The following is a 12998-nucleotide window of genomic DNA, read 5'->3' on the forward strand; positions in this document are numbered from 1 at the left end:
GCGCGGGACGGCCTGGCGGGAAGGCGGACGGGCCCCGGGTCATGAGTGACCCGGGGCCCGTCCTACGACCTACGAGGTGCCGTGGGCTCAGCCCTCGGTCTTCTCGGTGTCGGCCTCGGTGGCGTCGGCCTCCGTGGCCTCGGCGGCGACCTCGGCGGCCTCCTCGACCTCGTCCTCGTCGTCCAGGTCGATGACCTCGCCGTTGGTGTCCTTCACCGTGGCGGCCTCGACCACGACGGCCAGGGCCTTGCCGCGGGCGACCTCGCCGACGAGGAGCGGAACCTGGCCGCCCTCGACGACCGCCTGGGCGAACTGGTCGGGGGACATGCCGGAGGAGGCGGCGCGGCGCATGAGGTGCTCGGTGAGCTCCTCCTGGTTCACGTTCAGCTTCTCGCGCTTGACCAGGGCGTCCAGGACGAACTGGGTCTTGATGCCCTTGACCGCGGCTTCCTTGGTCTCGGCGTCGAACTCCTCGGCCGTCTTGCCCTGGATCTCGAGGTACTTCTCGAGGTCGAGGCCCATCTGGCCGAGCTGGTGGTGCTCCAGGTTGTGCTTGCGGGTGTTGATCTCGTCCTCGAGCAGCTTCTCGGGGACGGGCACCTCGACGAGCTCCAGGAGCTTCTCCAGGACGCGCTCCTGGGCCTGGGTGGCCTGGTCGTACTGCTTCATGTTCTCGAGGCGCTTGCGGCTGTCGGCCTTCAGCTCGTCGAGGGTGTCGAACTCGGAGGCGAGCTGCGCGAACTCGTCGTCCAGCTCGGGCAGTTCGCGGGCGGCGACCTGGGTGACCTTGACGGTGACCTCGGCCTCCTTGCCGGCCGCGGAGCCGCCCTTGAGCTCGGAGGTGAACGTGGCCTCGGCCCCGGCCTCCAGGCCCTTCACGGCGTCGTCGATGCCGTCGAGGAGCTCGCCGGAGCCGATGGTGTAGGAGACACCGCTGGCGATGCCGTCCTCCAGCACCTCTCCGTCGACCTTGGCCTCCAGGTCGATCGTGACGACGTCGCCGTCCTCGGCGGCGCGCTCGACCGGGGAGGTGGCGGCGAAGCGCTCACGGAGCTGCTCGACGGACTTGTCGACGTCCTCGTCGGTGACCTCGACGGCGTCGACCTCGACCTCGATGCCGGAGAAGTCCGGGATCTCCAGGGCGGGGCGGATGTCGACCTCGGCGGTGAAGTTCAGCGTGTCGCCGTCCTTCAGCTCCGTGATGTCGACCTCGGGCTGGCCGAGGACGTCCAGGTCGGCCTCGTTGACCGCCTCGGTGTAGAACTTCGGAAGCGCGTCGTTGACCGCCTCCTCCAGGACCGCACCGCGGCCGAACCGCTGGTCGATGACGCGGGCCGGGATCTTGCCCTTGCGGAAGCCCTTCACCGTGACCTGCTGGTTGATCTTCTTGTACGCCGCGTCGAGGCTGTCCTTGAGCTCCTCGAAGGGCACCTCGATGCTGAGCCGAACCCGGGTCGGGTTCAGGGTCTCCACGGCGCTCTTCACGGTTCGGTCTCCTTGGGGGCTGACTTCTTGGATTCTGCCGGGGCCAGAACGGCTCCGGCGGATTCGCCGCCCGGGAGGACGTCGTCAGGGTCAGACGAGAGACACACGGGCATGCAGCTTGCATAGTAACCGCAGCCGCGACACGCCCCAAAAGGCGATCAAGAAAGGTGGTCGGGGTGGCGGGATTTGAACCCACGGCCTTCCGCTCCCAAAGCGGACGCGCTACCAAGCTGCGCCACACCCCGTCTGGTGCGACACGTAGGGTACATGCCCGCAGGCCATGGGATCGCCGCATTTACGGGGCCGCGCGGCAAGGCGGACCGGGGTGTGCGGCGAAGGGGGCCGACCCGCTACGATGCCTTCTGTGCCGCGGTCACCTGACCTGCGGCGCGTCGCGTGCGGGCGTAGCTCAATGGTAGAGCCCTAGTCTTCCAAACTAGCTACGCGGGTTCGATTCCCGTCGCCCGCTCCACACGACTCAGGGCCAGGTCAGAGGATGATTCCTCCGCCTGGCCCTGATCGCGTTCCGGGGTCGCGTTCAGTCCTGCGTGTCCCCCGCGTGCCTCTTCGGCTTTCGGGCTTGTCGACAGGTGCGGCCTCACCTTTCGCTACTCCCCGTCCTTGCCCCAGCGGGCCACGGTCGCGCGGGAACCCCCGTCAGCTCTGCGACTCAGCGGTAGGGCACGTCGGCTTCGACGGCTTCGACGGCTTCGACGGCTTCGACGGCTTCGACGGCTCAGCGGACGAACCCGGGCGTCCAGCCGTTCCAACTCTGCGACAAGCCGAACGCGCTCCCGCCCCGGCTCCATCAGCTGTCGAACCGCCCTGGCGCGGGCGTCCTCAGGGGTACGACCCTGCTGGGCTCCTGCCTCCGGCGGGGGATCGGCCCGCACCGGGATGGAGGGGGCGCCTGGAGGCTCCGCTTCACACCGATCCGAGCCAAAACACGAAATCGCAAGGAAAACCTTGAGAGATGCTGTCCGGCGCCTAGTCTCATTGGGTGAGGGGAGGCGTGCAGCGACGATCCCACCGGTGCACGACCTATAAAGATGATCAATTTGCTGATAGGGGCATTGGGTGGGGCGTTGAGCACCATCCTTGTGTCCGCCTGTGTCGCGTGCACCCGTGGCGGACAACAACTCTTGACCTGGTTACTGTCCTATCCGCAACGGCGTCGAGTAAAAAGCCAGGCCCAGGCAGGATTGGGACAAGGGAGCCGGGCCTGGCTCACCGGCCCGATCGAGGACGACACCTTCGACACCGAGATCAATGTCGAAGGCAGAGTCCTTGACCTGCCTCAAGATCATGAAGTGTGGATCGTGCACCGCATTCCCAACAGCACTGAGGTCTGGCCGAAGGAAAAGCTGACCTTGGACGCAAGTGGGTGGTTCAAGGTGACCACGTTGGAAGGGGGAAGGTCCCGTTCCATGGCTGTAGTTGTATTGCTGACGTCGAAGCACGTGAGCCAAGAGTTCGACGCGTGGTTTCAGCAAGGACGACAAACCGGCCGCTTTCCGAGCGTTGAGCTTCCGTCCTCTGCTCGCGTGCTGGCCAGCGCTGTTGTTCGCAGCCAACCTGTGCCTTAGCGGGCTGAAGCGATCAGACCGGCCCACCACTTCTCTCTAGATCGCGCAAGAGTTCTGGGGAGTCGGCTACAGCCCGACGCGTCCGCTCCTTAGCTGCCGCAAGTCGTCCCTTCCGGAACCACCGTGACCGTTGGGGATGCCACAGAGCTTGGTAGATCATCTCGGCGGCCTCGTTCAGGCCTTGCAGATGATGGCGTTCCAGCCACCCACCGCCCTCATCAGGGCCGCCGTGCCGATCGTAGTTACGACGACTCTGCCCGTAGAAGGCCAACCTCGTAGTCACGTACCAAATCGATAGTTCACGAGGTACCCCAGCGATCATCGAGGCCGATTCGAACGCATGCAGAGCCCTCCGGAGCCGAGGCCAGACCTCGGGGTCGTCCGCACGCCAGACAAGCTCATCCAGTTCCGTCATGGCGCTCCGAACATCGGCACGAGCTTTACGACGTTCGGGGCCCGCACTCACGTATTGGGCTACCACTTGGCCCGCAACGCCACCGACGCTGCCCGCACCAAGCAGTTGCAACCACCCAACAAGATCAGCCATCAGACGACCGTAACAGGCAACTTGAACCGGTCCGCCCGGCAGAGTCGGAGAGAAGTTGCGGCCCCGATCACCCACCCCTTAAGGATGGGGCTCGATCGCAAACTGCCATGCCACGCGTCGACCAACAACACGGACAACGGCACGTGGAGTCGATCCGCTCCCCGGCGAGCCCGTCGTACAAGATCTTCGTACCTGGTCAGAGGGTCCGTACATCCACCGTGTAGACCGAGCGCAGGCCGTACGGGACGTAGAGCGCGTCGCCCACCAGGGTGAGTGGGGCGCCGGTCGGGGAGCCGTCCACGGCGGCTTCGTCGCGGCCGTCGAGGGTGCCGTCCACCTTGCCGGTCGTCCGGTTGACGGCGGCGAGGCGGCCGCTGGGGGACGCCAGGTACAGGTGGGTGCGGGAGGCGATGGGCGGGCCCGCGAGTTCTACGCCGGAGTTGCCCTCCCACAGCTGGCGGCCGGTGTCGGGGTCGACCGCGCGGATGCCGCCGTTGGAGAGGGTGAAGTAGAGGGTGCCGCCCGTGAGGGTGGGGGTCGCGGCCTCGGGCTGGGGCCTGGCGAGCCTCACCGTGGTGACGATGTGCGTGGACGTCTTGATCAGGGTCAGGGTGCGGCGGGGGCCGGTGGTGTTGAGCAGCAGCAGGCGGCCGGCGCGCCGGCCGACGATGTCGACGTCGCCCTTGAGCCTGACGGTCCAGCGGGGCTTTCCGGTGTCCGGGTCGAGCTGGCTGACGCTCGTGTTCTCGATGACGTCGGACGTGTACTTCGCGGTGAGCAGGTACGCCTGTCCGCCCGCGCTGCGCAGCAGGCTCATGTACTGGTTCGGGTTCGGCAGGGGGCGCTTCCAGCGGACCTCGCCGGTCTCGGCGTCGAGGAGGGCGTACTGGTCGCCCGTCTTGCCGTAGACGGTGACGACGCCCGCGGGGACGGCGGCGGAGGCGCCCTGGTCGCTGCTCGGCTCGGTGCCGTCCGTGCTGTCGGCGGTGACCGTCTGCCAGGCGACCTCGCCGGTCCCGGCGTCCAGGGCCTGGATCGAGTAGCGGGTCGCGTACGCCGCCTCGCCGCGGCCGGGCCGGTCGTCGGCGCCGTAGACGTACACGCGGCCGTCGTGGGAGCCGATGATCGTGCCCGCGCCGGAGCCGCTGCTGCCGAAGTCGGCGTCCTCGGCGGTCGGGTCCATGGGCCGGCCCCAGGTGTTGGCGCCGTCGGCCAGCGCGAAGCGGGTGGCCATGATCTCGTCGCCCGCGCAGACCAGGGAGGTGCCGGAGGCGACGCAGCGGTTGAAGAGGGCGGTGGGACCCATCGGGTCCTTGTCGACACTGGGGTCCTTCGCCTGCCGGTGCCAGGCCTCCCAGCCCGCGGGAAGGCTTTCCGGGGCGGCGGCGTCGTCGTCGGTGAGGGCGAGGGTGGTGGTGGCCACGGCGGCGAGGAGGGCCGCGCCGAGCGCGGTGAGCAGCCGGAGGCGGGTGCGGCGCCGGCGGGGGCGCGGGGCGTCCAGGAGGGTCGGGGGGCCGGGGTTGGGCAGAGTGCCGTCCCGCAGGAGGCGGAGCAGTTCGTCCACGCTGGGACGGGACTTGGGCTCCTTCTCCAGGCAGAGGCGGATGAAGGGGAGCAACTCCTCGGGTACGTCGGTGAGTTCCGGGGCGCCTTCCACCACGCGGATCGCCGTCTCGTAGGGGCTCGGGCTGTCGAAGGGGCCCTTGCCTGAGGCGGCGAAGGCGACCACCGCGCCGAGGGAGAAGATGTCCGCCGCGGGGCCCACCTCGTGCGGGGCGGAGAACTGTTCCGGGGACATGAAGGGCGGTGTGCCCATCACGCGGCCGGTCTGCGTGAGGGCGTCGGAGGCGCCGAGTCCGGTGGCGCGGGAGATGCCGAAGTCGATGACGCGGGGGCCGTCGTCGGCGAGCATCACGTTGGCCGGTTTCAGGTCCCGGTGGACGACGCCGACGCGGTGGATGTCACGGAGGGCCTCGGCGAGACCCGCGGCCAACTCCCGGGCACGGGACGGCGGCAGCGGACCGTGCAGGCGGATGTGGGTGCCGAGATCGGCGCCCGGTATGTAGAGCGTGGCCATCCAGGGGCGCGGCGCGTCGGCGTCCGCGTCCACCACGGGTGCGGTGAAGGCGCCGCTGACCTGGCGGGCGGCGTCCACCTCGCGGCGGAACCGGGCGCGGAACTCGTCGTCGTCCGCGTACTGGGCGTGCACCACCTTGACCGCGAGGCGGCGGCCGGAGGCGGAGCGGGCGAGGTAGACCACGCCCATGCCACCGCTGCCCAGCCGGTCCTCGATGCGGTAACCGCCCACCTCCGCCGGGTCCGAGTCGCGCAGCGCCATCCCCGTACGTCCCCCCGTCCGTCACCGGCCCCCGTGACCGGGCTGGTCAGCCTAGGGCCTGTCCGGCGGATCATGCCGCAGGCCCTGGCCCGGCGGTTCAACGGGGTCAGAACTGGATCGAGTTGATGGTCTCCGCTATCGAGTTGAGGAAGCGCTGGATGTCGTCGGCCATGCCCGTCGAGGCGAGGAAGAAGCCGAACAGCACGGCCACGATCGCGGGTCCTGCCTTGAGCGACCCGCCACGGATCAACACCACCATGATGATCGCCAACAGCAGCACCACTGACAGCGAAATGGCCACAACTGATCACACCCTAGGTCGGTCCGCTCTCCCGGCCCGGGGGTGCCAGCCCCGCGCACCCCCGCCAGAACCATCGTGCCACCAACCAAGCCGCTGTATGCGGCAGGTGAGACATCGTTGACCACACCTGTGCCCGAACTGTGCGGCGCCGTCCGGGTCCGTGGCCAACACCCCGGGTTCCGTACAGCAATTCGAGCGCCCACTCACACGGGGATCGCACAGGGAATTCGACCGGATCGTTTCGGTCTCCACACATCGCGTTCGCAGGTAATTCGAAAATGAGCGGCGGCCCCAACCACCGCGCAGGAAGCGGACATTCCACAGGAGTCGCCTGCTGGTCATATGCCCTATTTAGTCGGGATGAATCCCACCAATACGACCCTTGCGGTGACGTCTGGGCCTCTCCATTCGCTGTGTTCACCGTCACGTGGAGAATGGCGTCGGCTTGCCGAAATATCGGGTACCCGAAGCCGATAACCAGGAATGACGTGGCCGGTTTTACGAAATCGCACAGACAACGCTAGGGTGCCTCAGATGTTCCACGCCGCCTCGCCCCGAGTGCCGCTCCCGCCGGCACAGTCGTCGGCACCCGGAGTGCCGAGCCCCCGCTCACCGCTCACTCAGCAGCAGCCTCGGCACAAGCCACAGGGCAAGCAGCGTGACGCGTTCTTCGACAACGCCAAGTACCTGGCGATCGTGCTCGTCGCGGTCGGTCACGCCTGGGAGCCACTCAAGGGCGACAGCCGCATCCTGGAGGGCGTGTACACGGTCGTGTACTCCTTCCACATGCCGGCGTTCATCATCATCTCCGGCTTCTTCTCCCGCAGTTTCGACATGCGCCCCGACCGGCTCAAGCGGCTGATCACGGGCGTGGCGGTGCCGTACATCCTGTTCGAGACGGCGTACGTCCTCTTCGAGCGCGCGGCGGGCGACGACCCGGGCAAGGACATCAGTCTGCTCGACCCCTGGTATCTGACCTGGTTCCTGTGCGCGTTGTTCGTCTGGCGGATGTGCACCCCGATCCTGAAGATGATCCGCCGGCCGCTCCCCGTCGCCCTCGGCATCGCCATGCTGGCGTCCGTGGCGCCGTCGATCGGCAACGACCTGGACCTCCAGCGGGTGCTCCAGTTCCTGCCGTACTTCGTCCTCGGGCTGTGCATGAAGGCCGAGCACTTCCACATGGTCCGCACCTGGCGGATGCGCATCCTGGCCGTGCCGGTGTTCGCGGCCGCGCTCGCCGTCGGCTGGTGGGCGGTGCCGCGCATGAACACCGCGTGGTTCTACCACCGGGACGCCGCCCAGGACCTGGGTGCCCCGTGGTGGGTCGGTCCGGTGATGGTGCTCGCGATGTTCGGCTGCTCGCTGCTGCTGACCGCCTGCTTCTTCGCCTGGGTGCCGCGCCGGAAGATGTGGTTCACGGCGCTCGGTGCGGGCACGCTCTACGGCTATCTGCTGCACGGCTTCCTGGTGAAGGCCGGTGACTACCAGGGCTGGTTCGACCACGCGTGGCTGCACCGGCCGGCCGGTGAGATCTTCGTGAGCGTGGTCGCCGCCGCGGTCGTCACGGTGCTGTGCACCGCGCCGGTGCGGCGGGTGTTCCGGTTCGCGATGGAGCCGAAGATGGAGTGGGCGTTCAGGAAGGACGCCGCGGAGGTGGCGCGGGAGCGGCAGCGGCAGGAGCACCGCGAGAAGGTCCCGGCCTAACCCTCGTTCCGTACCAGACCGAGAAGTGTGCGCATGCGCGCGTACTTCTCGGTCAGTCGTTTCCGGGTCGGTTCGTCCAGCACCGCGAGGCGGGTCGGGTCGGCGTTGTGGGCCAGGTCCGCCTCCTTCACCAGCAGGGCGCCGGGCGTGGCGAGGATGCGGGCCGCGTAGGTCTCGGGCGGCTCCCCCGCGCGCTTGGTGACGGCACGCACGATGTCCTTCGTACGACGACTCAGCGCGGCCTCGGTCAGCCACTGTTCGGAGAGGGCGTCGTCCTCCACGGCGTCGTGCAGCCAGGCCGCCGCGATCTGGTCGGCGTCGCCGCCCTGGGTGCGGACGCCCTCGGCGACGGCCTGGAGGTGTTCGGCGTAAGGGCGTCCGGCCTTGTCGGTCTGGCCCTCGTGAGCCGTGCGGGCGAGGGCCTCGATCTCGGCGAGCGTCAGTGGTTCGGTCACTCGTCCAGTGTCTCCCTGCGGAGTGCCGCCTTGGCCGGGAGGGTGACCGCGGTCAGGCCGAGTGCGACGATCGTTCCCGCGAAGGCTCCGTAGGTCAGAGGCGGGATGTAAGGGCCCTGTCCCGTCAGCCCGTTCATCATCGGCACCAGCGTGGCGAGGGCGATGGCGGTGCCGAGGGCGATGCCCGCGAGGGCGACCAGCAGGGCCTCCCAGCGGATCATCCGCATTACCTGGCGGCGGGTGGAGCCGATGAGGCGGAGCGTGCCGAGTTCGCGGCGGCGGTCGAGGACCGTCATCACCAGGGTGTTGACGGCGGCGACGGCCGCGAAGCCGCCGAGGACGGCCGCCATGAGGTTGTTCGCCCAGGCGTTGAGCTCGCGGTCCACGGACTGGGCGGTGGTGTAACCGGAGCGGTCCTGGACGGTGCCGAGCGTCTTGAGGGCGGCGGTCGTGCCGCCCTTGGTCCACAGTTCCGTGTCGTAGGCGGAGGTGACGTGGCCGGCCAGGTCGGCACGGCTCAGGGTGACCTGGGCGAGGCCCAGGCCGCGGCCGTACGTCGCCACGACGCGCGGCGCGGCCTTCGTGCCGTCGGGGAGGCGGAGGTGGAGACGGTCGCCGACCCGGACGTCCGCGGTGTCGGCGAGGGACGCGTCGACCGCGATCTCGCCCTGGGTGAGGGACAGTCGCCCCGTCCTGACGTCCAGATCCTGTACGGCGGCCAGGTCCCGGGCGGAGCCGGTGACGCCCTGCGCGGTGGCCGCCTCCAGGGCGCCGCCCGCACCGGGGACCAGCACGGAGGTCTTCAACAGGCCCACGGCGGCGGTCACTTCGGGGGTGCCCGCGGCCCGTCGTACGGCGTCGGGGGCGAGGCCGGGGCCGCCGTCCGGGGCGGTGACGATGTGGTCGGCGGTGATGCCGTCGCGCTGCTGCTGGGCGGTGACGTGGTCCTCGCTGGTGTGCAGGAAGACCAGCACCGAGGAGAACGCCATCGCGAGCACGATCGGGGTGATCGCGGAGGCCAGACGGCGGGCGTTGGTACGGGAGTTGGCGGCGGCCAGCGCCGCGGAGGCGCCGGCGCCGCGCAGCGGGAGGCCGAACAGGGCCGCGCAGGCACGCGCGACCAGCGGGCCGAGCAGGCCCACGGCGAGCATGAACAGCACGACGACGCCGAGCGCCGCGTTGGCCGCGTCCTCGCCGGTGAGGGAGGCGGCCAGGGCCGCGCAGACACACCCGCCCGCGACCGCGGCGAGGCCGAGCGGGGTGCGGATCCAGCCGACGCGCAGCCGCTCCACGCTCGCCTCGCTCAGCGCCTGGCCCGGCTTGATGCGGGAACTGCGGTGGGCGGCGAGGTAGCCGGAGAGGAGGGCGGTCAGGAGGACGGCGCCGGTCGCGGAGACCAGGGGGATCCAGGAGACGGCCAGGTCGACCTGTTCCGGGACCGCGCCCCGGTCGCGGAGTTGGTCCAGCCACCAGGCCGCGAGGGCCGTGCCCGGCAGACAGCCGAGGGCGGCCGCGAGCGGGGCGGCGAGGAGGGTCTCGGTGGCGATGGTGCGGCGGATCTGGCGCGGGGTGGTGCCGATGGCGCGCAGCAGCGCGAACTCGCGGGCGCGCTGGCCGACGGCCAGGGCGATGGTGCCGGCGGCCGTGAACATGGCGACGACCGTGGCGATGCCCCCGAAGGAGCCGCCGATGCCGGTGAGGACCTCTTTGGCCTCGTCGAGGGTGGGGTCCGCGACGGTGCCGCGGCCGTCACCGGTGTGGATCTCGGCCTGGCCGCCCAGGGCGTGTGCCACCTGGGCCGCCAGGGTGCCGGTGGTGACGCCGGGCTTCGGGAGGACGGCGATGGCGTCGATACGGCCCGGGTGCCCTGAGAGGCGTACGGCTTCCGGGTCGGTGAACCACACGCCGGGGGCGGCGGTCGTGCCGGAGACGCGGTAGGTGTGGGTGCCGTCCGGGGTGGTGAGGGTGACGCGGGTGCCGGCCTCTGCCCGGCTCAGCACCACCTCGCCGGGGCCCGGGGCACGGCCCGCCGTGAGGCATTCGCCGGTGAAGGCGGTCGCGGACCAGTTGTGGGCGTCGAGGGGGCCGTGCGGGCCGGTGACCGGGAAGGTGACGTCGGGTACGGCGGTGCGGGCGCCGGGGGCGATGGCCGCCTTGGCGACCAGGGCGGCGTCGAGGCGGGCGCGGTCGGGGACCGGCTCGCTGTCGGCGCTGTCGCCCCTGCCGTAGTGGGCCCGTTGGTCGGCGGCGGCCACGACGGGTGCGCCCGCGTAGCGGCCGGGCGGGACCTCGGCGCGGACGCCGGTCTCCAGGAGGATGCCGCAGGCCGAGACGATCGCGGCGGCCATGACGAGGGCCACGAAGGTGCCGACGAACGCGGAGGGGCGGAAGCGGAGGGCGGCGCGGGCCAGGCCGTTGGGACGCATCAGGCGGCTGCCTTCACGTCGGCGCGGTGGGCCGCGAGGGTCTGCATGCGGGTGGCGATCTGGTCGGGGGTCGGGCGGTCCAGGTGGGTGGTGAGTTCGCCGTCCGCCAGGAACAGGACGCGGTCGGCCCAGGACGCCGCCGTGGGGTCGTGGGTGACCATGACGACCGTGGCGCGCTCGGTGTCGACGGCATGGCGCAGCAGGGCGAGGATCTCGGCCGCGGTGGTGGTGTCCAGGGCGCCGGTCGGTTCGTCGGCGAAGACCACGTCGGGGCGGGTGACGAGGGCGCGGGCGATGGCGACGCGCTGCTGCTGGCCGCCGGAGAGCTGGCCGGGGCGGCGGCGGGCCTTGTCGGCGAGGCCGACCTGGGCGAGGACCTCGGCGGTGCGGCGGCGGTCGGGGCGGTGGCCCGCGAGGCGCGTCGGGAGGGCGACGTTCTGCTCGACCGTGAGGGACGGGAGCAGGTTGAAGGCCTGGAAGACGAAGCCGAGGCGGGTGCGGCGCAGGGCGGTGAGCTTGTTCTCCTTCATGCCGGTGATCTCCGTGCCGCCGAGGCGGACCGTGCCGGCGGTGGGGCGGTCGAGGCCGGCGGCGCACTGGAGGAACGTGGACTTGCCGGAGCCGGAAGGGCCCATGACCGCGGTGAAGGTGCCCGGCGGGAGGGTGAGGTCGATGCCGCGGAGGGCGTGGACGGCGGTGCGGCCACGGCCGTAGCGCCGGGTGACTCCGTGGAGTTCGACGGCCCATTCGCCGGGGGTGGACATGGGGGATTTCTTCCGGTCCGAGGTCATGTTCTTGACGCTACGGAGCGGGGGCGGGCGGGGCGATGAGGGCGGCTGGCGAATCGGGGCGGGGGAAAACCCCACCTCGACGCGGCTACGGCAGGGTCGGCTGGGCCGTCGCCGTGGGGCCTTCCCGGCAGATCAGGAGCAGGGCCCGGTCGTCGTTGACGTCCTTCGCCACTGCCTCGATCAGGTGCCAGGCGGCGCCGTGGAAGCCGCCGGCCACATAGCGGTCGGCTTCGCCGGTCAGGCGGTCTATGCCTTCGACGATGTCCCGGTCCGACGTCTCGACCAGGCCGTCCGTGAAGAGCATCAGGACGTCGCCGGGGCGCAGGGTGCCCTTCACGGGGTCGAACTGGGCGCCGTCGTAGACCCCGAGGAGGGGGCCTTCCGCCGCCTTCTCCTCCCAGCGGCCGCTGCCCGCGCTGAGCTGGAGGCCCGGCGGGTGACCCGCGGAGTAGAGCTCGTAGTCGCCGGAGTCGAGGTCCAGGACCAGGTGGATGGAGGTGGCGAAGCCCTCGTCCCAGTCCTGGCGCAGGAGGTAGCCGTTGGCGGCGGGCAGGAACGCGTGCGGCGGCAGGCTCCCCAGGAGGCCGCCGAAGGCGCCGGACAGGAGCAGGGCGCGGCTGCCCGCGTCCATGCCCTTGCCGGAGACGTCCGTGAGGACGACCTCCATCGTGCGGCCGCCGTTGGTGCGGGCCGCGACCACGAAGTCGCCGGAGAAGGACTGGCCGCCCGCCGGACGCAGGGCCATCTCGCGGTGCCAGCCGGGCGGGAGCTTGGGGAGCTTGCTCTGGACGCGGATGCGTTCGCGCAGGTCGAAGAGCATGGTGCCGCCGCGCCGCCAGGGCACGCCGACCCGGCTGCGGAACTGGGCGATGAGGAGGCCGAAGAACCCGCATGCGGCCACGACCAGCACGATGCCGGGGGTGACCCTCGACGGTCCCTCCGTGTACGGGCCGAGCTGCACGGACTCCACGATCAGTGCCGTCGCCGCCGCCGCGTACAGGCCCAGCAGGCTGGCCGGGCGCAGCAGCAGTCCGCCCGCGACGATCGGGAGGACCAGTGCGGCCGGTGAACACCACACCGAGTTCATCAGGGTGGTGGCCGCGATCAGCGGGATCGTGAGGAGCAGACCGGCCAGTGCGACCCAGTCCGAGCCGTCCCCGCGGAAGTAGTCCACGGCGCTTCTGCGCAGGCCGACGCGGGCCCGGTGCCACTGCATCTTCAACCGGGCCGTGAACGTGTCGGCCGCCGCGCGCCGCTCTCGTCCTGCTGCCATTAGTTCGGGACCCTATCCATCGGACCAGCTGCTTGGCACGGGAGGTCCCACTTGTCCCCCGTCCGAGGTTCAACTTCACAGTGAACTTCACG

General features: G+C 70.4%; 9 protein-coding genes and 2 tRNA genes. 3 read left to right on the forward strand and 8 right to left on the reverse strand.

What is annotated here, in order from left to right; genetic code table 11:
- Positions 1 to 87: 87 nt before the first annotated feature.
- Positions 88 to 1485 carry a trigger factor gene (gene tig / locus EJC51_RS17255; RefSeq protein WP_126271896.1) on the reverse strand — a complete coding sequence of 466 codons (1398 nt, stop codon included), beginning with the start codon at positions 1483 to 1485 and terminating at the stop codon, positions 88 to 90.
- Positions 1486 to 1653: 168 nt separating this feature from the next.
- A tRNA-Pro gene (locus tag EJC51_RS17260) sits at positions 1654 to 1730 on the reverse strand.
- A gap of 153 nt (positions 1731 to 1883) precedes the next feature.
- Here EJC51_RS17260 and EJC51_RS17265 point away from each other — a divergent pair.
- Together EJC51_RS17265 and EJC51_RS17275 are read left to right on the forward strand one after the other, a co-directional pair.
- A tRNA-Gly gene (locus EJC51_RS17265) sits at positions 1884 to 1957 on the forward strand.
- Positions 1958 to 2534: 577 nt separating this feature from the next.
- A complete protein-coding gene (locus tag EJC51_RS17275) occupies positions 2535 to 3071 on the forward strand; it encodes a hypothetical protein (RefSeq protein WP_126271898.1) in 537 nt (178 codons plus the stop codon).
- A 743-nt stretch (positions 3072 to 3814) separates the two neighbouring features.
- On the opposite strand, the gene EJC51_RS17280 is transcribed toward EJC51_RS17275, so the two are convergent.
- The gene (locus EJC51_RS17280) at positions 3815 to 5956 is read right to left on the reverse strand and encodes a serine/threonine-protein kinase (RefSeq protein ID WP_126271899.1); all 2142 of its coding nucleotides are present in this window, start codon (positions 5954 to 5956) and stop codon (positions 3815 to 3817) included.
- 106 nt (positions 5957 to 6062) lie between these two features.
- Positions 6063 to 6257: a hypothetical protein gene (locus EJC51_RS17285; RefSeq protein ID WP_079312310.1), complete on the reverse strand. Its 195-nt coding sequence runs from the start codon at positions 6255 to 6257 to the stop codon at positions 6063 to 6065.
- Positions 6258 to 6791: 534 nt separating this feature from the next.
- Between EJC51_RS17285 and EJC51_RS17290 the strand changes: the two genes are divergently transcribed.
- A complete protein-coding gene (locus EJC51_RS17290) occupies positions 6792 to 7961 on the forward strand; it encodes an acyltransferase family protein (RefSeq protein ID WP_126271900.1) in 1170 nt (389 codons plus the stop codon).
- On the opposite strand, the gene EJC51_RS17295 is transcribed toward EJC51_RS17290, so the two are convergent.
- The 4 genes from EJC51_RS17295 to EJC51_RS17310 all read right to left on the reverse strand — a co-directional run bounded on the left by EJC51_RS17295 (position 7958) and on the right by EJC51_RS17310 (position 12906).
- Positions 7958 to 8416, reverse strand: a complete 459-nt coding sequence (locus EJC51_RS17295) for an HD domain-containing protein (RefSeq protein ID WP_126271901.1) — start codon at positions 8414 to 8416, stop codon at positions 7958 to 7960. The two genes, EJC51_RS17290 and EJC51_RS17295, sit on opposite strands and share 4 nt — an antisense overlap.
- Positions 8413 to 10842, reverse strand: coding sequence for an FtsX-like permease family protein (locus EJC51_RS17300; RefSeq protein WP_126271902.1), 2430 nt, complete (start codon positions 10840 to 10842; stop codon positions 8413 to 8415). Before EJC51_RS17300 ends, EJC51_RS17295 begins: the two co-directional genes overlap by 4 nt.
- Positions 10842 to 11633: an ABC transporter ATP-binding protein gene (locus EJC51_RS17305; protein WP_126271903.1), complete on the reverse strand. Its 792-nt coding sequence runs from the start codon at positions 11631 to 11633 to the stop codon at positions 10842 to 10844. The genes EJC51_RS17300 and EJC51_RS17305 overlap by 1 nt, the downstream gene beginning before the upstream one ends.
- Before the next feature lie 85 nt (positions 11634 to 11718).
- The gene (locus EJC51_RS17310) at positions 11719 to 12906 is read right to left on the reverse strand and encodes a PP2C family protein-serine/threonine phosphatase (RefSeq protein WP_126271904.1); all 1188 of its coding nucleotides are present in this window, start codon (positions 12904 to 12906) and stop codon (positions 11719 to 11721) included.
- Positions 12907 to 12998: the final 92 nt, after the last annotated feature.

It is taken from the genome of Streptomyces aquilus (genome assembly GCF_003955715.1).
GTDB classification, from domain to species: Bacteria; Actinomycetota; Actinomycetes; order Streptomycetales; family Streptomycetaceae; genus Streptomyces; species Streptomyces aquilus.

Bases quoted from the DNA above. Each gene is read 5' to 3' on its own strand.
- EJC51_RS17310 (WP_126271904.1), bottom strand. From the start codon at position 12,906: ATGGCAGCAGGACGAGAGCGGCGCGCGGCGGCCGACACGTTCACGGCC.
- EJC51_RS17290 (WP_126271900.1), top strand. From the start codon at position 6,792: ATGTTCCACGCCGCCTCGCCCCGAGTGCCGCTCCCGCCGGCACAGTCG.
- EJC51_RS17300 (WP_126271902.1), bottom strand. From the start codon at position 10,842: ATGCGTCCCAACGGCCTGGCCCGCGCCGCCCTCCGCTTCCGCCCCTCC.
- EJC51_RS17305 (WP_126271903.1), bottom strand. From the start codon at position 11,633: ATGACCTCGGACCGGAAGAAATCCCCCATGTCCACCCCCGGCGAATGG.
- EJC51_RS17280 (WP_126271899.1), bottom strand. From the start codon at position 5,956: ATGGCGCTGCGCGACTCGGACCCGGCGGAGGTGGGCGGTTACCGCATC.
- EJC51_RS17275 (WP_126271898.1), top strand. From the start codon at position 2,535: ATGATCAATTTGCTGATAGGGGCATTGGGTGGGGCGTTGAGCACCATC.